This window comes from Nonomuraea sp. NPDC004186, assembly GCF_053603495.1.
This window is the reverse complement of record NZ_JBSGFQ010000004.1, coordinates 153806-172576: the sequence shown is the minus strand read 5'-3', so window position 1 is coordinate 172576 and position 18771 is coordinate 153806. Positions and strand designations below refer to the sequence as shown.

Sequence of the window (18771 nt, the reverse complement as noted above, 5' to 3'; positions counted from 1 at the left end):
TTACGTACTTCCATAAATCGCCACTCAACCGGCGCTCTCGGCGGCCTGCAGGTTCTTCCGCAGGGCCGTGGTGATCGGCTCGATGGGCGCCGACAGCTGCTCCACCCTGTGCTGGTGGCGGCGCCACTCCCGGCCGGGCAGGACCGTCTTGAGCTCGGCCGCCGCGGCCAGCGCGGCCAGGACGCGGACGTCCGGGCTCAGCCGGCTGACGGTCCGGCCGCCGTGGACCGCGCGGGCGACGCGCTCGACGAGCCTGCGCGAGAGGTGTGGCTTGCGTGGTGTGACCCGTTCGACCGGGAACAGCAGAACCCGGTGGCGCTCCACCCGGACCAGCCGGGCGGCCTCCAGCTCGTCGCGGACCAGCCGGTACGCCTGCGCGTGGTCCTTGCGGATCCAGCTCGCCCACGACCGGGGCGGAGAGCCGGCGATCTGCTCCCAGACGGCCGCCTGCAGCCGGCCGGGGGCGGCGGGTGCGGTGACCGCCCGCGCCTTGCCCGACTCGTCCGCCAGGCTGCCGCTCGTCATGAGCTCGGCGAGCGCCGCCGCGCGCAGGAGGCAGCCCAGCCGGCGGCGGTTGGTCGGCCGTTCCTTGCGGAGGTCGAAGGCCAGCAGGAAAACCGACCTTGGCCAGGGCTCACCCTGCTGCGTCGTCGTCCGCGGTTCCATCCGCCGTCTCCCCTCCTTCCAGGGCTTCTTCCGTCTCCGGGGCCTTGCGCGGGCGCCCGCGGGGGCGCATGCGCCCCACGCTGTCGGGCAGGCGACCGGCCTCCGAGAGGGCCTTGCGCAACAGGAACTCGATCTGCGAGTTCGTGCTGCGCAGGTCGTCGGCGGCCCACTTCGCCAGCGCGTCGTGGACCACCGGGTCGAGCCGCAGCAGGATCTTCTTCCGCTCCACGGCGATTACTGGTAGAGCGTGCCGGTGTTGACCACCGGCTGGGTGTCGCGGTCGCCGACCAGCACCACGAGCAGGTTGCTGACCATGGCCGCCTTGCGCTCCTCGTCGAGCTCGACCACGTCGTGCTCGGCGAGCCTGGCCAGGGCCATCTCGACCATGCCGACCGCCCCCTCGACGATCCGCTGCCGGGCCGCCACCACCGCGCCGGCCTGCTGGCGGCGGAGCATCGCGTGGGCGATCTCCGGCGCGTACGCCAGGTGGATGATGCGCGACTCGATGACCTTCACCCCGGCCGAGGCCACCCTGGCGCCGATCTCCGCGGACAGCCGCTCGTTGATCTCGTCGGCGTTGTCCCGCAGCGACAGCCGCGGCTCGCCGTGCGCGTCGTACGGGTAGACACCCGCGATGTGCCGCACCGCCGTCTCCGCCTGGATGGCGACGAACTCCACGAAGTCATCCACCTCGAACACCGCCTGCGCCGTGTCCTGTACCTGCCAGACCACCACGGTCGCGATCTGGATCGGGTTGCCGTCCGCGTCGTTGACCTTCGTCACCTCGGTCTCGTGGTTGCGGATCCTGGTGGACACCCGCCGCCGCAGGGTGAACGGGTTGACCCACTGGAAGCCCGGCGTCCGCAGGGTGCCGACGTACCGGCCGAGCAGCTGCACCACCCTGGCCTCGCCCGGCGCCACGGCGGTGAGCCCGCAGCACAGCGTCGCGCCCGCGAGGACCACGAGGGGGGCCGCCACCACCACCCACGCGCCGGACTGCCCGGCCCCGCCGGCGAGCATGATGATCCCCAGCGCGAGTAATGCCGCCCCGCCCAGGATCAGCACCACCGCGACCCCCAGCAGCACGAATCCGTTGGCCGCCCGGACGGGGTGCTCGCTGGTGTGCGGCGCCGGCATGTCCACGACGGTCCCTTCGAACGATGTGTCTGTCATCGCCCGTCCCCTTTTCTAGCTGACTTTGTCTGCTATCAAAGTGATATCACTTTTCGGGCGCACGGGGAAGAGGCCTCGACTCGGGAGGATCGGCCGGTCAGCCGAAGACGGCGGGCGGGGGGACGGGGGCGAGGACCGGGTCGCCGTCCTTGATGGGGGCGGCGCCGGCGATGAAGTTCGTCAAAGCCTCGCCGTGCACGCATCTCGCCTGCGTCAGCCCGCCCGCCGCGCGCCGCGTCAGGAGGTCCAGCGGCAGGCCCGTACGGGACGCGGCCACGATCAGGTTGCCGAAGCGGCGGCCGCGCATGATGCCCGGCTCCGCCAGCAGGGCCACGTGGCCGAACGTGCCGGTCACCGTGGCGAGCAGGCGCCTGGCGAAGGCCAGGCCCTTGCCGTCGGCCAGGTTGATCAGGAGGGTCCCGTCCGGGCGGAGGATCCTGGCGATGTCCCCCATGTACTCGGTCGTGGCCAGGTCCACGGGCATCGTCGCCCCCGTGAAGGCGTCCAGCACCACCAGGTCCGCCGAGTCGTCCCACACCTTGGCGGTGCCCTCGCGGCCCCCGGCCACGATGACCTTCAGGCGGGGCACCGAACGCAGGTCCAGCTGCTCGCGTACCAGATTGACGAGGAGGCCGTCCGGCTCGATGACGATGTGGCGGGAGCCGGGCCGGGTGGAGGCGACGTAGCGGGGGATGGTGCAGGCGCCGCCGCCCACGTGTACGCAGCTCAGCGGTCCTTCCGACAAAAGGTCGATCACATCCGCCATGAGTCGTACATACTCAAATTCCAGAAATGTCGGGTCTTGAAGATCAACATACGACTGAGGTACGCCATCTTTGGACAGCACCCAGCCGTCCTGCCGGTCCAGGTCACGGAGAAGCTCGACCTCGCCGAACGTCACCGGATACACGCCGGGCATCGGTTCCCGTTGTCCTCGTGCCACGCTGATCCCCTCCTGGGAGAAACCGTATGCGACGACGAAGGCTGATTGTGCTCGTTATCGCACTTGTCGCGGTAGTTGGGGCGGGTGCGTTCGCAGTCGCGGCGTCGAACCGGGTCAAGGGGAGCGCTTCCCAGACCGCCGCGGACTACTTCGACGCCTGGGGCAAGGGTGACGTGTCGCGCATGGCGCGCCTGGTGTACCAGCCGCCGGCCGACTTCGCCGTCCGGCATCACCGGCTGACGGAGGAGCTCCACATCGAGTCCATCCGGCTGACCCCGGGGCGGTTGAAGAGCACGGGGGAGGGGGCCGCCGAGGTGCCGTTCGCCGGGGTGCGGCAGCTCGCCGACCTCGGGGCGTGGCCGTTCGACAGCACGTTGCGGCTCGGCGTACGGGACCGGGCCTGGAAGGTGCTGTGGGCCCCAGAGACGCTGCACCCCCTGCTCAAGGACGGCGGCACGCTGGAGCTGGACGAGGTCGACGCGTCGGTGACCGAGCTGGTCACCAGCGAGGGCGAGCGGATCCCGAACGACAGCTACGCGGACGCCTATCTCAATCAGCTCAAACCCGAGTTCGGGTCGTCGTCCCGCGGCTGGGAGCTGGTGTCGAAGGCGCCGGGGCAGCCCGCCAGGCAGCTGCTGACCCGCCTGCCCAAGGCGGACGTCGAGCGCACCACGCTGTCGCGGCCCGTGCAGGCGGCGGCCGCCAGGGCGCTGGACGGGGTCGACGACTCCGCGATGGTCGTCATCCGGCCGAGCACCGGCGAGATCCTGGCGCTGGCCGACCGGCTCAAGAACAACTACAGCGCGGTCCGGGACGTCTTCCCCCCGGGGTCCGTCTTCAAGACGATCACGGCGGCGGCGCTGCTCGGGAGCGGGCTCGACCCGGCGGCGGAGGTCCGGTGCCCCGGCACGTACACCATCCCGTTCCACGCGCCCTTCAAGAACGACGGCGAGGTGGACCGCGGGCTCATCAGCTTCACCGACGCGTACGCGTACTCGTGCAACACGACGTTCGTCGAGCAGGCCACCACCAGGCTCACCGCGGACCAACTGCGTGAGACGGCGGACGAGTGGGGGTTCAGCCGGCAGATCGCGACCGGCATCGGCGGCACCTGCGGGGCCATGCAGGAAACCGACGATCCCGACATGTTCGGCCTCGACGCGATCGGCCAGGGCCAGGTGGTCGCGACGCCGCTGTGCATGGCCGCGCTCGCCGCCGCCGTGCAGAGCGGCACCTGGCGCTCGCCCCGGCTGCTGTCGGACGCGGAGGTGCGCCGGATCGACGGCATCCCGCACAAGGACGTGCGGATGGACGAGGGGATCGTGGCCTCGCTCAGGGACATGATGGCCGCCGTGGTCGATCACGGCACGGCGAGCGACATGGGGCTGCCGGCGGGCGTGGCGGGCAAGACGGGGACGGCCGAGGTGCCGGACGAGGAACTGTCGCACGCGTGGTTCATCGGTTACCGGGACGACCTGGCCTTCTGCGTCTTCGTCCGGCACGGCGGCTCGGGCCGGCAGGCCGCCGTCCCCATCGCCGCGCGTTTCTTCAGCGGCCTCTGAGCTGCGAAAGGCCACCTCCGGCGGACGCCTCCGCCTTTTCCCTCAAAGGCCCCCGGCCCCTGACTGCGAGCACCTTGGGGTCGGTGAGAAGGCGACCCTAACCTACGGTACCGTAGGTTTCATGACGACCATCACCGTCAAGCCCAGGCTGCGAGGCTGGTTGCACACCGGGGCGCTGCCCGTGACGCTGGTCGCGGGGTTCGTGCTCGTGGCGCTCGGCCCGACCCTGCAGGCGCGGGTGGCCTCCGCCGTCTACGCCATCACGTCCGGTCTGTTGTTCGGGATCTCGGCGACCTATCACCGGGGCACGATGGGGCCGCGGCTGGCGGAGTTCCTGCGCCGGTTCGACCATGCCAACATCTATTTGATCATTGCCGGCACGTACACGCCTTTCGCCCTGCTCGCGCTGGACGGGGTGGCGAGGATCGCGGTGCTCTCCGTGATCTGGGGCGGCGCGCTGGCCGGGGTGCTGTTCCGGGTGTTCTGGATAGGTGCGCCGCGCTGGCTCTACACCGTCCTCTACCTGGCGCTGGGCTGGACCGCGATCTTCGTGATGCCGCAGTTGCTGGATGGCGCGGGCGTGGCCGCCGTCGTGCTGGTGGCCGTCGGGGGCGTCTTCTACTCGGCCGGGGCCGTCGTGTACGGCCTGCGCCGCCCGGACCCGTCGCCCCGCTGGTTCGGCTTCCACGAGGTGTTCCACGCCTTCACCCTGGCGGCGTACCTGGTCCAGTACATCGCGGTGTCGATTGTGGTTTATTCGCACGTGTGATGAACCTTGGGGCAGAGCAGTACATCTCGGTGACCACGTACCGGAGGGACGGCACCCCCGTCGCGACTCCGGTGTGGGCCGTGCAGGACGGTGACGCGGTGGTCTTCTGGACCGTCGCCGACTCCGGCAAGATCAAGCGGATCCGGAACAACCCCGAGGTCAGCGTGGCCGGGTGCGACGTGCGGGGCAAGGTGAAGACCGAGCCGGTCAAGGGCCGGGCCGTGGTGCTGGACGCGGCGGAGACCGAGCGGGTGCGCGGGCTGCTGCGGCGCAAGTACGGCCTCATGGGGCGGATCACGCTGCTCGGCAGCAGGCTCCGCAGGGGGAGCACCGGCACCGTTGGAGTGCGGATCACCGACATTTGACCCCACACTGGTCTGATTTCGGGCATTACCTGGAAATTAGATCAGTATGGGAGATATCACACGGTCGTGGTGGCTTCTACTCATACGCGGCCTAGCCTCGCTGATCTTCGGCATCCTGGCGCTGATCTGGCCGGCGATCACGCTGCTCGTGCTCGTGATCTTCTTCGGTGCGTACGCGCTGGTCGGCGGTGTGGCTGAGCTGTTCGCCGGGTTCCGGCACGGGGCCGAGTCGCGAGCCTGGCTGATCATCTCGGGAATTATCGGGATATTGGCCGGCATCGCGACATTTATCTGGCCGGGCATCACGTCACTGGCTCTGCTCTACGTCGTGGCCTTCTGGGCCATCTTCGCGGGCGTCTCGGAGATCATCGCCGGCATCAAACTCCGCAAGTCCATCGACAACGAATGGATGCTCATCGTCGGCGGTATCCTGTCGCTGATCTTCGGCATCCTGCTGCTCATCTGGCCGGCTGCGGGACTGCTCAGCCTCGTCTGGCTGGTCGGCATCTTCGCGATCCTGCACGGCATCGCCATGATCGCTCTGTCGTTCCGCGTGAAGAACTTCACTCGCAGGGTAGGTATGCCGTAAATTTTGCGTAGATGCCCGTGTTCCTCAAGAGGAACATCCGGTCAGACCGACGCACGTGGAGTCTTCATGGACGTACACGCCCGCCTCGCCCGCCACCTGCTCGTCGACGGATACCGGCTCGTGCTCGATCTCGAGCTCAGCCGCGGCTCCTGGCTCGTCGACGCCCGAAACGGCCGCCGCTACCTCGACTTCTACACGTTCTTCGCCTCGGCCCCGCTCGGGGTGAACCCGCCCTTCGACCCCGACTTCGCTCTCCTGCTCGGTCAGGTCGCCCGGAACAAACCGGCGAACCCAGACATCTACACCGAGCATCTGGCGGACTTCGTCGACACCTTCGTCCGCGTGCTGGGCGACCCCGACCTGCCGCACCTGTTCTTCGTCGAGGGCGGCGCCCTGGCCGTCGAGAACGCGCTCAAGACCGCCTTCGACTGGAAGAGCCGCCGCAACGAGGCCGCCGGACGCTCGCGTGAGCTGGGCACCAAGGTCCTGCACCTGGCCAAGGCCTTCCACGGCCGCAGCGGCTACACCCTGAGCCTCACCAACACCGAGCCGGGCAAGACCGACCGCTTCCCCAAGTTCGACTGGCCGCGGATCGACGTGCCCGCCATCCACTTCGGAGACGTGGAGGCCGCCGAGGAGCGCGCGCTGGCCCAGGCCCGTGAGGCGTTCGAGCGGAATCCGCATGACATCGCCTGCTTCATCGCCGAGCCCATCCAGGGCGAGGGCGGCGACAACCACATGCGGCCCGAGTTCCTGCAGGCCATGCAGCACATGTGCCATGAGTACGACGCCCTGTTCATCCTTGACGAGGTTCAGACGGGCGGCGGGACGACCGGGACGCCGTGGGCGTACCAGCAGCTGGGTCTCGCTCCGGACGTGGTGGCCTTCGCGAAGAAGGTGCAGGTGGGCGGGATCATGGCGGGTAGCCGGGTCGACCTGGTGCCGGACAACGTGTTCCGGCAGAGCGGGCGGATCAACTCGACCTGGGGCGGCGGCCTGGTGGACATGGTGCGCAGCCGGGGCATCCTGGAGATCGTCGAACGCGACGGCCTGATCGCCCGCGCCGGCGCCCTCGGCAACGTGCTGCTCGAAAGCCTCACCAAGCTGGAGGCCGAGCGCCCCGAGTCGATCTCGAACGTCCGCGGCCGGGGCCTGATGTGCGCGTTCGACCTGCCCGACCAGGCCGAGCGCGACGCGCTGGTGACCCGCCTCAGGGAGGAGCACGGGGTGCTGGTGCTGCCCTGCGGGCCCCGTTCGGTCCGCCTGAGGCCCGCGCTGAACATCCCGGAGGCCGACGTCGACCACGGCCTCCGGGCCCTGTCGGCGGCTCTTACTGCGTGACGCTGGTGGCCGCGCGGCGCGGCCCGAAGTAGCGCCAGAAGAAGTTCAGCAGAACGGTCATGCGGTTGCGCCCGCCCAGCAGGTACGCCACGTGGACGAAGATCCACGCCAGCCAGGCGGGCAGCCCGTACATGATCAGCCCGTTGGACAGCTGCAACACGGCCTCCGCCTTGCCGACGGTGGCCATGATGCCCGGATCGTGATACTTGAACGCCGCCGGTGACCGCCCCTGGTGCACCGCGACGATCTGCCGCCCCACGTGCTCGCCCATCTGGATCGCCGGCTGGGCGAGCTGGGGGAGCGGATTGGGCGGCCCCGCCAGGTCGCCCGCCACGAAGATCTCGGGATGGTCCGGTACGTTCAGCGCCTGCGTGACCGTGATCCGCCCGCCCTTGCCCTGCGGCAGGCCCCAGTCGCCCGCCTGCTTGGGCGCGGTGACGCCGAGCGCCCACACGGTGACGTCGGACGGCAGCCGCGTGCCGTCCGACAGCACCACGGCGTCCGGCTCGACGGACGCCACCGTGGCGCCCAGCCGCAGGTTCACCCCCCTCTTGCGCAGCGCGGCCGCCGCCCTGTCGCGCAGCCGCGGCTTGTACGGCGCCAGCACGTAGTCGAACCGCTCCACCAGCGTCACGCTGGTCTGCTCCGGCTTGATCTCGGGATGCGTCAGCGGCAGCGTGCGCCGCCGCAGCTCGGCCAGCGTGCCCGCCATCTCGACCCCGGTCGCGCCCGCGCCGACCACCACGACGTGCACGCTCTCGCGCCGGCCCGCCGCGGTGTCCTCCAGGTAGTCCTGGAACCGGCGGCGCAGCACCGCCGCGTCGCCGAGCGAGTAGATGGGCAGCGCGTTCTCCTGCGCGCCCTCGATGCCGAGCCAGTTGGTGGTGACGCCGGTGCCCAGCACGAGGTAGTCGTACTCGATCCCGCTGCCGTCGTCGAGCTCCACCCGCCGCTCGCCCGGGAGGATCTTGCTCAGCGCGGCCCGCCGCGCCCGCACGTTGGGCCACCTGGCGGCGAACGTGCGGATCGGGTACGACACGTCCGCGCTGCCCATGCTGGCGGTGGCCACCTGGTAGAGGAGGGGTTGGAAAGTCGCGTACGGGTTGCGGTCGATGAGCGTCACCAGCGCTCCGGCCTTGGCCAACTCCTTGGTGGCGGCCAGCCCGGCGAATCCGCCGCCCACCACCACGACTCGCGGTCTCTGAACCATGCCATGGGGTCTGCCCCTGAATGCGCTCACGGAACCGGCGGCTCAGGCCTGTAGACGGCCCGCCGGATCGGGAGGCGGGTCGCTCGTGACGGGGTCGCGGAAAGCGGGCTACTCCTGGCGGGACCGCCACAGGCCGATGGCGGTGACCCGGGAGTCCACCCCTAGCTTGGCGTAGATGCGATTGACGTGGTTCTTGACCGTCTTCTCGCTGAGGAACAGCCGTTGAGCGATCTGCCCGTTGGACTGACCGGTGGCGATCAGGTCCATGACCTCGGCTTCACGCTTGCTCAGGGACGTGAACACGCTATCGAACGCTGCGTCGTCGACTCTCATCCGGCCTCCGGGTGGCGCGCAGACGGTCAGATCGCCGATGGCCCCCGCGCTTCCGGCGTTAGCGGTAGACAGCGAGCATAACTCGCAATGTCATGATTTGGGGCCGTTGTTGGGAGAAAACGACAACGGCCGGCCCCGAAGGACCGGCCGTGCCTCGTTGGGGTGAGTGAAGGGACTTGAACCCTCGACATCCAGGACCACAACCTGGCGCTCTGCCAACTGAGCTACACCCACCATGGCCACCGCTGTGTGGTGGCACAGGAAAAGTGTAGCGGGGTTCGGGAGTCTTTACGCCACTCCTTTAGCCGCTGACACGCTCAGCCAGGGATCTCGCGGTCGCCGAATCGGGCCCCGGCTGGGCGACGAAGATCGCCGCGCGGTAGTAGCGAAGCTCCCTGATGCTCTCCGTGATGTCCGCCAGAGCCCGGTGTCCGCCCTGCTTCTCGGGTGCCGCGAAGTAGACGCGGGGGTACCAGCGGCGCACCAGCTCCTTGATCGACGAGACGTCGACCATCCGGTAGTGCAGATAACCATCGACCCCGGGCATGTCGCGCGCGATGAACGTGCGGTCGGTGCCGATCGAGTTGCCGCACAGCGGCGCCTTCTTCGCCTCGGGGACGTGCCGCCGGATGTAGTCGAGCACGACCGACTCGGCCTCCGCCAGCGTCACACCGCCCGCCAGCTCGGGCAGGAGCCCCGAGGCGGTGTGCATCTCGCGTACGACCTGCGACATCTGCTCCAGCGACTCCGGCGGCGGCTTGATGACCACGTCGACGCCCTCGTCGAGCTGATTGAGCTCGCTGTCGGTGATGACGCACGCCACCTCGATCAGCGCGTCGCGACCCAGGTCGAGCCCGGTCATCTCGCAGTCGATCCAGACCAGCAAGTCACTCATTCGATCTCCTCGCCCAGCGGCTCGGAGCAATCCGCCCGCTTGTTACCCCACCAGCCTAGTGCCACTGATTAGGCGGGCTTGAGCGAGCCGAGAACCTTGGCCAGCACGTCGGTGCCCAGATTGTCGGGAATGGAGGCGTACATGATGGCCGGACGCTGCCCGTCGCCACGGTCCATGAGCACGATCGCGCCGTTCTCCTTCTTCCATTTGTAGCCCTTCTCCTCCGAGACCTTGGAGAAGTCGAGCTGGAACTGCAGCACCCAGGCGTCCTTGTCGCCGATCTTCATCGCCTTGTCCTCCACCACCTTGGTCTCGTGAGCGACCTGGTAGAACTTGGTGGAGAAGTCGACGAACACCGCCTTGGCCGTGTCGCCCATGCCGGAGGCGCCGGAATAGGGATAGAGCTCGTTGAGCAGGCCCGTGTAGATGTTGCCGATCCAGTCGCCCTCGCCGTCGTACTTCGCCTGCGAGACGGCCTGCGCCCCGCCCGACCACAGCTGCTGGGTCGGGGCCGGGTTGGAGCCGTTGACCTCGGCGGACTTGGGCACCGTCCAGCTGTCGGGCACCTGGAAGGACAGGCCGGCCTTCGGGTCGGTGATGCGGCCGCCGACCGGCTGGGGCAGCTCGGTGACGCCCTGGGAGGGCGGCTCGTTGGACGGGGGCTCCTGGCTCGGCGGGTCCTCCTGCTCGAAGGTGTCGGCCGGTGTCGGCAGCGACGCCGTCGGGCTGGTGCTCCGGTTGACGAAGAAGATGCCGGCCACCACGATCAGCGCGACCACCACCAGGGCCGCCAGACCCCCGAACACCCAGGGCAGCGGGTTGGACTGCTTGGGCGGCGGGCCGTAGTTCACGCCGGGCAGGGGCGGGCCGCCCCACTGGGTGGGCGCCGTCGGCTGGCCGTAGCTTCCCTGCCCGTACGTCGGCTGGCCGAACTGGAGCGTGGGGTTCGCGGGCGTCGCCGACCAGTCGGGGCTCGGCTGTGACTGGGGCTGGGGCTGGGGCTGCGACGGGGGCTGCGGCTGCGGCCCGGAGGGCTGCTGCGGGGGTCCGCCCGGCCCGGGCTGCTGCTGCGCATGGAGGGCGTCGGTCCACTGGGTGCCGTCCCACCAGCGGAGCTGGGGCTCTCCGTACGGGTCCGGGTACCAGCCCGCGGGGGTCTGCGTGGTCATGTTCGCCAGATTAGTAAGAACCTCATTGATATGCATTGTCGCGAGGGCATCAGCACTTGTACGTGAAGCTGGCCTTGTCGCTGCGGACCGGGCCGGGCGTCAGGATCCGCAGCGTGGCGGTGGCCTTGACGTTGCTCCTGCCCTGGAGCGTCCACCGGAGCGGCACCTCGTACGTCGTCTGGTCCGCCTTCGTGCGCAGCGTCCCCCTGACGACCTCCTTGTCCAGGTTCTTGCGCCACTCGTAGGTGATCTCGCCAGGCGCTCCGTTGGTGACGACCGTTCCGGTGATCAGGACGGCCTTGTCGCAGCCCTGGGTCTTCTTCGGCGCCACCACGTCGATCGACTCGACCGCCAGCTCCGGCGTCTTCCCCACGTAGAACCAGGCCAGGACCGCCCCCGCCATGATCACCGCGAAGAGGGCCGCGGAGGTGATCGTGCGCCGCCGCCGCGCCCGCGAGGCCTTGGCGAGCCTGACGCCGGGACGGTGCTCGGTGGCGGCCTGGTCGCGCCCGGCCCGCCAGATCCGTTCGGCCGTCGTCTCCGGCCGCTGCTCCTGCGTGCCGATCCCCGGTCCGAACTGCACCGGCCCCGACGACCGGCCCGGGACGTGCAGCAGCGTGACGATGTCGCCCTCGTCCCTGGGCGGCAGGACGGGCGGCGGCGCGTACGCCCGTGCCTGGGCGAACGCCGACCTCCCGCGGGCGGCCTGCGCCAGCTCCTCCCGGCCGGTGGCCTGGCCGGCAAGCAGGTCGCGGGCGGCGGCCAGGCCCAGGGTCCCGGCCGTGGCCGCGGCGCGTTCGAACAGCTCGGCCTCCTGCCGGCCCTGCCCGAACGAGGCGGCCAGCCCGCGCGCCAGCGACGCCCACCCGGCCGCGTCCCGCTCGCGAGGCGCGACCCGGCCGCGGATGGCGTCGGACAGCCCGCGCTCGGACAGCAGCGGGGCCCCCTCCGCCGTGATCACCACGGTGCCCGGGTGCACGGACCCGTGCGTGACCCCGGCCGCGTGCAGCGCGATCAGCGTCTGGGCGGTCTCCACGAGTACGGACGCCGCACCCGCCGGGCCGATCGGCCCGGCGGCGAGCAGATCGGACAGAGTGGGGCTGACCGCCTGCGCGGTGAGCAGCCACACCTGGTCGCCCGCCGCCACCACGTCGGCCACCGGGATCAGCCCGGTCAGCCCGCCCAGCACCAGCCGCTGGTCGGTCATGACCGCGTGCACCACCCGGTCACGCACGCCGGGCAGGGCGATGATCTTCGGGTCGAACAGCAGCGCCCCCGCCCTGCGGCCATCGGGTGAGATCGCGTCGATCCAGTTGCCGAGCTCGGTCATCCAGGTGTGTTCAGTGAGCCGGAAACCGGCGATCCCGTGTCCAGGGTTGTTCATCCGCCGTCCCCCCGGCGCGTCTCAGCGCTTCCTTCTGTGGCGTCCCGCCATACGGCGTCTCACCGCAAGTGTGACCGGAACCGCGCCGGACGTCATCAGGCCGAAGGCGACCAGCGCGGCCTGCGCGTCACTCCCGCGATCGATCCGAGGCTGTTCCGGCGACGGCTCCCCTTCGCCTCCGCTTCCGCCCTCGCCGCCGTCGCCGGGAGGCGAGCTGGGCGTCGGGGCGGGCCGGGTCGGCCGGGTCGGCGGGGTCGTGGTGGCGGGAGGAGGCGTCGGGGTGGGCGCGGCCGTGGTCGGCGGGATGTCGCCCTCGGGGTCGTGGGGTGTGCCGGTGATCCGGGACTGCTCCGGAGACGGGGTCGGGGTCGGCTTCTTGATCTTGGGAGGCGTCTTGACGGGGGTGGCGACGGCCTTGGGCGTGGGCTTGCGCGTCGGCCGCCGCGTGGGGCGCGTGGTGGCGGTCGGCTGTACGGGCGGCGGCGCGGCGCTCTGCGTCGGCGTCGCCTCCGGGGTGGTCGCCTCGGCCGAGGGAGTGGGCGTCGGCTCCTCGTCGGTCTCCACGGGCTCCGGCGTCGCGGGCACGGCCGTGGTCGGGGAGACCGTACTGGTCTGCGCCCGCAGCACCGGCGTGTCCGACGAGGCGTTGGCGATGACCACGACCACCGCCACCAGCACGCCGACGGCGGTCGCGCCGATGGCGATCTTCGCGGGCAGCTTGCCGAGGACGCGCGACGGGTCGCGGAACCGGGTCTCGGCCAGCGAGGTCTGCGTCTGGGCGGGCTCGTCGAGGGCGGTCGGGAAGAGCAGGACCAGCAGGCCGGCGAGCGCGGCCAGGCGGCGGCGTCCGCGCTCCTCCCAGTCGGGCCCGTACCCCTCGGCCGCGACCGCCTCCAGCTCGCTCAGGAACGCCTCCGCGGACGGCGGCCGCTGGGCCGGGTCCTTGGCCAGGCCGCGTTCGACGAGGCTCTGCAGCGGCGCGGGCACCTCGTCCACCGGCGGCGGCGAGCTCTGGTGCTGGCGGGCCAGGGCGGCGACGTTGGGGGCGCGGAAGGGCCTGGTGCCGGTCAGGCACTCGAAGAACACGACGGTCGCCGCGTACACGTCGGTAGGGGGCGCGGGAGGACCGCCCGCCCACTGCTCGGGCGCCATGTACGGCGGCGTGCCCGCGGCGCTCGCGCCCTCGCCCGCCTTGACCGCGATGCCGAAGTCCACGAGCTTGCTGGTGCCGTCGCCCTGGACCATGACGTTCTCGGGCTTGAAGTCGCGGTGGACGACGCCGAGCGCGTGCGCCGAGGCCAGACCCTGGAGCGAGCCCTTGAGGACGGTCAGCGCCGCCTCAGGGCCGGTCGGGCCCTCGGACCTGAGGATCTCGCGCAGCGACACCCCTCTGATCAGCTCCATGACGATCGCCGCGCCCCGGCCGGACTCGACGTAGTCGATCAGCCGGGCGTGGTACTGGCTCTGGAGCGTGCCGAGCAGCCGGGCCTCGTGCCGGAAGCGCGCGACGAACCCCACGTCGGTCTTCAGTTCGTCGCTGAGGTACTTGATCGCGACCTCGACGCCGTCGAGGTCGCGCCTGGCCAGGACCACACGCCCGGACGCACCCGAGCCCAGGTCGCGGATCTCGGTGTAGCCGGGGACCCCCCACTGGCCTTCACCGTGCATAACGGTCTCCTCTGGAGTCTGCCGGGCCCCCACCCTCATCAAACGGCCGTAGCTTAACCAGAGGGAACCGCTTTCCCGCTACCGATATCCCTATTAGTCAACAATGTCACCCAATGTTGTCGTCTGTGCCGGGGCTAGGTGTCTTGCTGGGCTCCTCCTCTTTGGGAGGTTCCTCCTCCCTTGGGCACTCCTGGGTGGCCCCGCTCGCGCTGTCGCTCCCGTTGCCGGCCGCCGGGTCGGTGGAGGCCGTCACGGACCACTTCGTGCCGCAGGGGAGCTTGACGGAGTGGCTCAAGGTCCTGGTGTACGACGTGTCGCCGGACAGGGTGACCGACTCCGTGCCCCCGCCCTCGCCGGCCGAGAACGACACGACGAGGCGTACCGGCTCGGTGCTCGACGTGGTCACCGAGACGGTCGCGACGAGCCCGCCCTCGCCTTGACCGGCCCTGACGATCGAGACCCGCTCCACCCGCGGCGGGCAGGGCACCGAGGCCCGCGCGGTGGCGGTCCGGTCACCGGCGCGCACCCGCACCGACAGGATCGCGCCGCACGGGCGGGACCTGAAGGTGTGGGCGAACGAGCGCGCATAAGAGGTCCGGCCGGACAGGGTCGCGGAACGGGTGCCGACCGGATCGCCGTTGACCGCGAACTGGGCCTCGACGGGGATCTCCCCGGTGCCGCTCGCGGTCACCCGCACCGCCGCTTCCGCGGTGCGGCCCGGCGCGTCCGGCAGGTCCAGAGAGACGCGCAGGCCGGTCACCCTCGTCGGGCAGGGCGGCACGGCCAGCGAGGCCGTCCTGGCGCCTCCTGGGGCCGCAGGAGAGGTGGCGACGGTCAGCGTCACCGTCCTGCCGCACGGGCGCTCGCCGATGGACCAGGAGAGCGTGCGGGTGTAGGACCTGGCGCCGGCCAGGCGCAGGCGCTGGGTGCGGCCGCCCGCGCCGGGTGCCGACCAGGTCGCGGTGGCGATGACGGCGGCGGTGCCGTCGGTGCGTACGGTGACCGTGGCGGTGGCGTCGCCGTCCTCGTCGACCGTGAGGCCGCCCACGTTCACCCCGAGCACGTCGGTCACGGGCTCCGGGGTGGGAGTGGGAGTGGGGGTGGGCGTCGGAGTCGGGGTGGGGGTCGGGGTGGGAGTCGGCGTCCGCTTGGGGGTGGGGGTCGGGGTGGCCTTCTTGGTGGGCTTGGGCGTCTTGACCGGTTTCGTGGCGGTCGGTGTGTTGACCGGGGTCTTCACGGGGGTGTGTATGGGCGTCTTTATCGGGACGACCGCCTTGGGGGTGCTCGCGGGCGTCGCCTTCGGGGTGACCTCAGGTGTGGTCTCGGGCGTCGGCTCCGGCGTGGTCGGGGGATCGGCCGCCGGCTCCGTCGTGAACTGCGAGGGCGGGACGGCCGCCGCCGCGCCGAGTTCCTCCGTGGGCGGCGACTGGCGGTTGGCCAGCACGACCACCACCGCCACGGCGGTCGCCACGGCCACGGCGCCGGCCATGGCCATGCGTGCCGCGTTCGAGCGCAGGCCGCGGAAGACCGTCCGGGCCAGCGAGGTCGTCACCTCGGGGACGGGCGTCTGCGCCGTGGGCAGCAGCAGGGCCAGCAGGGCCACGAGCGCGGCCAGGCGGCGCTTTCCGCGCTCCTCCCAGTCCTCGCCGTACGCGGCCCTGGCCATGGCCTCCAGCTCCGCCACGAACGCGTGCGCGCTCGCCGGTCGCCGCGCCGGGTCCTTGGCCAGCCCGCGCCTGACCAGCTCGCGCACCGGCTGCGGCGCGTCGTGGAACGGCACAGGGGCGTGCACGTGCTGGTAGCCGAGCACGCTCGGCTCGGTGGAGCGGTAGGGCCGGTGCCCCGTCAGGCACTCGAAGAAGACGGCGGTGGCCGCGTACACGTCGGTCGCGGGCGAGGCGGGCAGCCCCTCCCACAGCTCGGGCGCCATGTACGGCGGCGTGCCCTCGGGGTGCGTGAGCGTGCCCTGCCGAACCGCGATGCCGAAGTCGACGAGCTTGCTGACCCCGTCGTCCCTGACGATCACGTTCTCGGGCTTGTAGTCCCTGTGCACCAGCCCGAGGTCGTGCGCCCTGGCCAGCCCGAGCAGCGACCCCTTCAGCACCACCAGCGCCGCCTCGGGCTCGGTCGCGCCGTTCTCGCGCAGCAGGGCCCGCAACGAGACGCCGTTGACCAGCTCCATCACGATGGCCGCGCCACCGGTGTCCTGGACGTACTCCCACATCGTGGCGATGTTCGGGTCGCGCAGGGTGGTCAGCAGCCGTGCCTCGGCCTGGAACCTGCCCAGCGCGGCGGGATCGCGCAGCAGTCCCTCGGAGAGGTACTTGATGGCGACCTTGACGCCGGTCTCGTCGTGGACGGCCATCGCCACGCGCCCGCTGGCGCCCGCGCCGAGTTGCTTGACTTCCGTATATCCGGGAGCGCTCCACTCCATCGCCGTCTCCCATCACCATCAGGAGCAGGTGTTGCCTGCTCAATGGAACTACTCCCGATGGAGGATGTGAACAGGCGCGTCGATACCTTCTGGGAGCATCGGATCTGGCTCGGGTTCGCCCCACGTGGTGACCAGGGGCAGCACCCCGGCCCAGACCGGCAGGTCGTAGTCCTCTTCCTCGTCCTTGGGCGCCCCGCGCCTGATCTTGACCGACGCCTCCTCCAACGACAGGGCCAGCACGGCGGTGGCGGCGAGCTCCTTGCGGTTGGGCTGCCGGACGTAGTCCCACTGTCCCGGCGCGAGCTGCTCCGACAGGGCCCGCAGCCCCGCCATCCGCTCCTCCGGGTCCGTCACGAGCCTGGCGCGGCCGTAGATGACCGCCGAACGGTAGTTGACCGAGTGGTGGAAGACGGAGCGGGCCAGCACGATCCCGTCCACGTGCGTGACCGTGACGCACACCTCGCCGCCGTCGGCGGCGCGCAGCGTCGTGGCCCCCGTGGAGCCGTGCAGGTAGAGGGTCTCGCCGATGCGGCCGTAGCCCGTGGGCACGACCATGGGGTGGCCGTTCACGACCACGCCCAGGTGGCAGACCAGACCGGTGTCGAGCACCTCGAAGAGATCGTTCCTGTCGGTGCTGCCCCGCTCCTTCGAGCGGCCGAGCGTGGTACGGGAAGTGGTGGAGAGCATGATTCGACCGTAACCAGGAAGTGGACCTATTCTGTAGGGCCACTATCGAGCCCTTCGCGGAGACCACTTCCGTGCGTACCCATGTTGACCTGCCCGTTTCCCTTTCCCGCGACTCGGACGCGCCGCTGACCGCGCAGCTGGCCGACTGGCTGCGGCGCGCCATGCTGGACGGCACGCTGGCGCCCGGCGAGCGGCTGCCGTCCACGCGTTCCCTGGCGACCCAGCTCGCGGTGAGCAGGACCGTGATCACGGAGGCGTACCAGCAGCTGTACGCGGAGGGGTGGCTGGACGGGCGGCACGGCTCCGGGACGTTCGTGGCCGACATGGAGGTGGCCCCGCCGCCGCGCGAGCAGACGCCGTACGTGCCCGCGCCGCCGCCCGCCCCCGCCGACTGGATCGACCTCACGCCGGGCCAGCCCTGGGTGCGCGACTACGACCTGGCGGCGTGGAAGCGGGCCTGGCGCAGGGCCGCCGACCTGCCGCCGGGCGCCGATCCCACCCCGTACGGCCTGCCGCGCCTCAGGGAGCTGCTCGCCGACCACCTGAGACGGGCCAGAGGCATGGCAGTCGGCCCCGAGAACATCCTGGTCACCCGGGGCACCGGCAACGGGCTCGACCTGTGCGCGCTGGCCCTGCTCGGCAACGGCACGCGGGCCGGCGTCGAGGACCCGGGCTACCACGTGGCGCGCACGGTCTTCGCGGCCAGGGGCGCCCAGGTGGTGCCGTGCCCGGTGGACGAGGACGGCGTGATCGTGGACGGGCTGCCCGGCGACCTCCGCGTGCTCTACACCACGCCCGCGCACCAGTACCCCCTGGGCGGGCGGCTCCCGATCCCGCGCAGGGAGCGGTTGCTGGCCTGGGCCAGGAGCACGGGCGCGACGATCGTCGAGGACGACTACGACGCGGAGTTCCGTTACGACGTCGCCCCGCTGCCCGCCCTCTACGGCCTGGACCCCTCGCGGGTCGTGCTCCTCGGCACGCTCTCCAAGACGCTCGCGCCCGACGTGGGCGTCGGCTGGCTCGTCGGCGATCCCGAGCTGGTCGCCGCGATCGCCCGCCTGCGGCGCAGCGTCGGCGACCGTACCAGCGGGCCCGTCCAGCAGGCCGTGATCAACCTGCTGGAGTGCGGCGACCTCGACCGGCACCTGCGCAGGATGCGCCTGGAGTACGCCCGCCGCCGCGCCGCGGTCGTCGAGCTCCTGGGGCCCGTCTGCCGCCTGCGCGGCGACACGGCCGGGCTGCACGTGGTGGCCGAGCTGCCGTCGTCGGTCGAGCCGTACGTGGTCGAGCGGGCCAGGGAGCGCGGGGTCCTGCTCGACTCCATCGGCCGCCACCACCACGGGCGGGCGCGGCTGCACGGCGTGGTGATCGGCTACGGCTCCGCCACGCTCGCCGACGTCCGCCGCGGCTGCCGCATCCTCGCCGACCTCATCCGCTCCACCCACCCCCACTGACCCCCGCCCACTCCTCAAGCGGCCCCGGCCCTCCGCTCCCCGAGGGACCCCAGCCGGAGTGCGGCGGGTCACGTCGGGTGCTCAGGGTGGATTTGAGTAGCCGAGCTCTCGCCCCCCACCCCACCCCCG

General features: G+C 71.1%; 18 protein-coding genes and 1 tRNA gene. 6 read left to right on the top strand and 13 right to left on the bottom strand.

Annotation, left to right across the window (positions count from 1 at the left end):
- Positions 1-24: 24 nt before the first annotated feature.
- The 4 genes from ACWEPL_RS05025 to ACWEPL_RS05010 all read right to left on the bottom strand — a co-directional run bounded on the left by ACWEPL_RS05025 (position 25) and on the right by ACWEPL_RS05010 (position 2758).
- Positions 25-666, bottom strand: coding sequence for a GOLPH3/VPS74 family protein (locus ACWEPL_RS05025; RefSeq protein WP_452435253.1), 642 nt, complete (start codon positions 664-666; stop codon positions 25-27).
- Positions 635-901 (bottom strand): hypothetical protein, encoded by a 267-nt coding sequence (locus ACWEPL_RS05020; protein ID WP_363982047.1) that lies wholly within the window; start codon positions 899-901, stop codon positions 635-637. The genes ACWEPL_RS05025 and ACWEPL_RS05020 overlap by 32 nt, the downstream gene beginning before the upstream one ends.
- On the bottom strand, positions 901-1839 hold the full coding sequence (locus tag ACWEPL_RS05015) for an SPFH domain-containing protein (RefSeq protein ID WP_363981741.1): 939 nt from the start codon (positions 1837-1839) through the stop codon (positions 901-903). Before ACWEPL_RS05015 ends, ACWEPL_RS05020 begins: the two co-directional genes overlap by 1 nt.
- Before the next feature lie 97 nt (positions 1840-1936).
- Positions 1937-2758: a spermidine synthase gene (locus ACWEPL_RS05010; protein WP_363981744.1), complete on the bottom strand. Its 822-nt coding sequence runs from the start codon at positions 2756-2758 to the stop codon at positions 1937-1939.
- A gap of 71 nt (positions 2759-2829) precedes the next feature.
- On the opposite strand from ACWEPL_RS05010, the gene ACWEPL_RS05005 reads away from it, so the two are divergent.
- From ACWEPL_RS05005 to lat, 5 genes are all read left to right on the top strand, one after another.
- A complete protein-coding gene (locus ACWEPL_RS05005; protein ID WP_452435252.1) occupies positions 2830-4344 on the top strand; it encodes a penicillin-binding transpeptidase domain-containing protein in 1515 nt (504 codons plus the stop codon).
- A gap of 121 nt (positions 4345-4465) precedes the next feature.
- Positions 4466-5113, top strand: a complete 648-nt coding sequence (trhA, locus tag ACWEPL_RS05000) for a PAQR family membrane homeostasis protein TrhA (protein WP_452435251.1) — start codon at positions 4466-4468, stop codon at positions 5111-5113.
- Entirely contained in the window at positions 5113-5478 is a 366-nt protein-coding gene (locus ACWEPL_RS04995; RefSeq protein ID WP_449959782.1) for a PPOX class F420-dependent oxidoreductase, read from the top strand. The genes trhA and ACWEPL_RS04995 overlap by 1 nt, the downstream gene beginning before the upstream one ends.
- Before the next feature lie 46 nt (positions 5479-5524).
- Positions 5525-6067: an HdeD family acid-resistance protein gene (locus ACWEPL_RS04990; RefSeq protein ID WP_363981756.1), complete on the top strand. Its 543-nt coding sequence runs from the start codon at positions 5525-5527 to the stop codon at positions 6065-6067.
- A gap of 66 nt (positions 6068-6133) precedes the next feature.
- Positions 6134-7408, top strand: coding sequence for an L-lysine 6-transaminase (gene lat, locus ACWEPL_RS04985; RefSeq protein WP_452435250.1), 1275 nt, complete (start codon positions 6134-6136; stop codon positions 7406-7408).
- Here lat and ACWEPL_RS04980 read toward each other — a convergent pair.
- The 9 genes from ACWEPL_RS04980 to ACWEPL_RS04940 all read right to left on the bottom strand — a co-directional run bounded on the left by ACWEPL_RS04980 (position 7398) and on the right by ACWEPL_RS04940 (position 17188).
- Positions 7398-8618 carry an NAD(P)/FAD-dependent oxidoreductase gene (locus ACWEPL_RS04980; RefSeq protein WP_452435249.1) on the bottom strand — a complete coding sequence of 407 codons (1221 nt, stop codon included), beginning with the start codon at positions 8616-8618 and terminating at the stop codon, positions 7398-7400. The two genes, lat and ACWEPL_RS04980, sit on opposite strands and share 11 nt — an antisense overlap.
- Before the next feature lie 108 nt (positions 8619-8726).
- On the bottom strand, positions 8727-8921 hold the full coding sequence (locus ACWEPL_RS04975) for a helix-turn-helix domain-containing protein (protein ID WP_235030925.1): 195 nt from the start codon (positions 8919-8921) through the stop codon (positions 8727-8729).
- 188 nt (positions 8922-9109) lie between these two features.
- A tRNA-His gene (locus ACWEPL_RS04970) sits at positions 9110-9185 on the bottom strand.
- A gap of 67 nt (positions 9186-9252) precedes the next feature.
- Entirely contained in the window at positions 9253-9846 is a 594-nt protein-coding gene (gene orn / locus ACWEPL_RS04965) for an oligoribonuclease (RefSeq protein ID WP_363981766.1), read from the bottom strand.
- 68 nt (positions 9847-9914) lie between these two features.
- Complete coding sequence (locus ACWEPL_RS04960) at positions 9915-11015, bottom strand: DUF2510 domain-containing protein (RefSeq protein WP_452435248.1); 1101 nt, start codon at positions 11013-11015, stop codon at positions 9915-9917.
- Between the two features lie 49 nt (positions 11016-11064).
- A complete protein-coding gene (locus ACWEPL_RS04955) occupies positions 11065-12399 on the bottom strand; it encodes a protein kinase family protein (RefSeq protein ID WP_363981772.1) in 1335 nt (444 codons plus the stop codon).
- Positions 12400-12420: 21 nt separating this feature from the next.
- Positions 12421-14067, bottom strand: a complete 1647-nt coding sequence (locus ACWEPL_RS04950) for a protein kinase domain-containing protein (RefSeq protein ID WP_452435247.1) — start codon at positions 14065-14067, stop codon at positions 12421-12423.
- Between the two features lie 106 nt (positions 14068-14173).
- Positions 14174-16501 carry a serine/threonine-protein kinase gene (locus ACWEPL_RS04945; protein ID WP_452435246.1) on the bottom strand — a complete coding sequence of 776 codons (2328 nt, stop codon included), beginning with the start codon at positions 16499-16501 and terminating at the stop codon, positions 14174-14176.
- A gap of 48 nt (positions 16502-16549) precedes the next feature.
- Complete coding sequence (locus tag ACWEPL_RS04940; RefSeq protein WP_363981781.1) at positions 16550-17188, bottom strand: pyridoxamine 5'-phosphate oxidase family protein; 639 nt, start codon at positions 17186-17188, stop codon at positions 16550-16552.
- Between the two features lie 71 nt (positions 17189-17259).
- Here ACWEPL_RS04940 and pdxR point away from each other — a divergent pair, with 71 nt between their 5' ends.
- Positions 17260-18642, top strand: coding sequence for a MocR-like pyridoxine biosynthesis transcription factor PdxR (pdxR, locus tag ACWEPL_RS04935; protein WP_452435245.1), 1383 nt, complete (start codon positions 17260-17262; stop codon positions 18640-18642).
- Positions 18643-18771 lie beyond the last annotated feature (129 nt).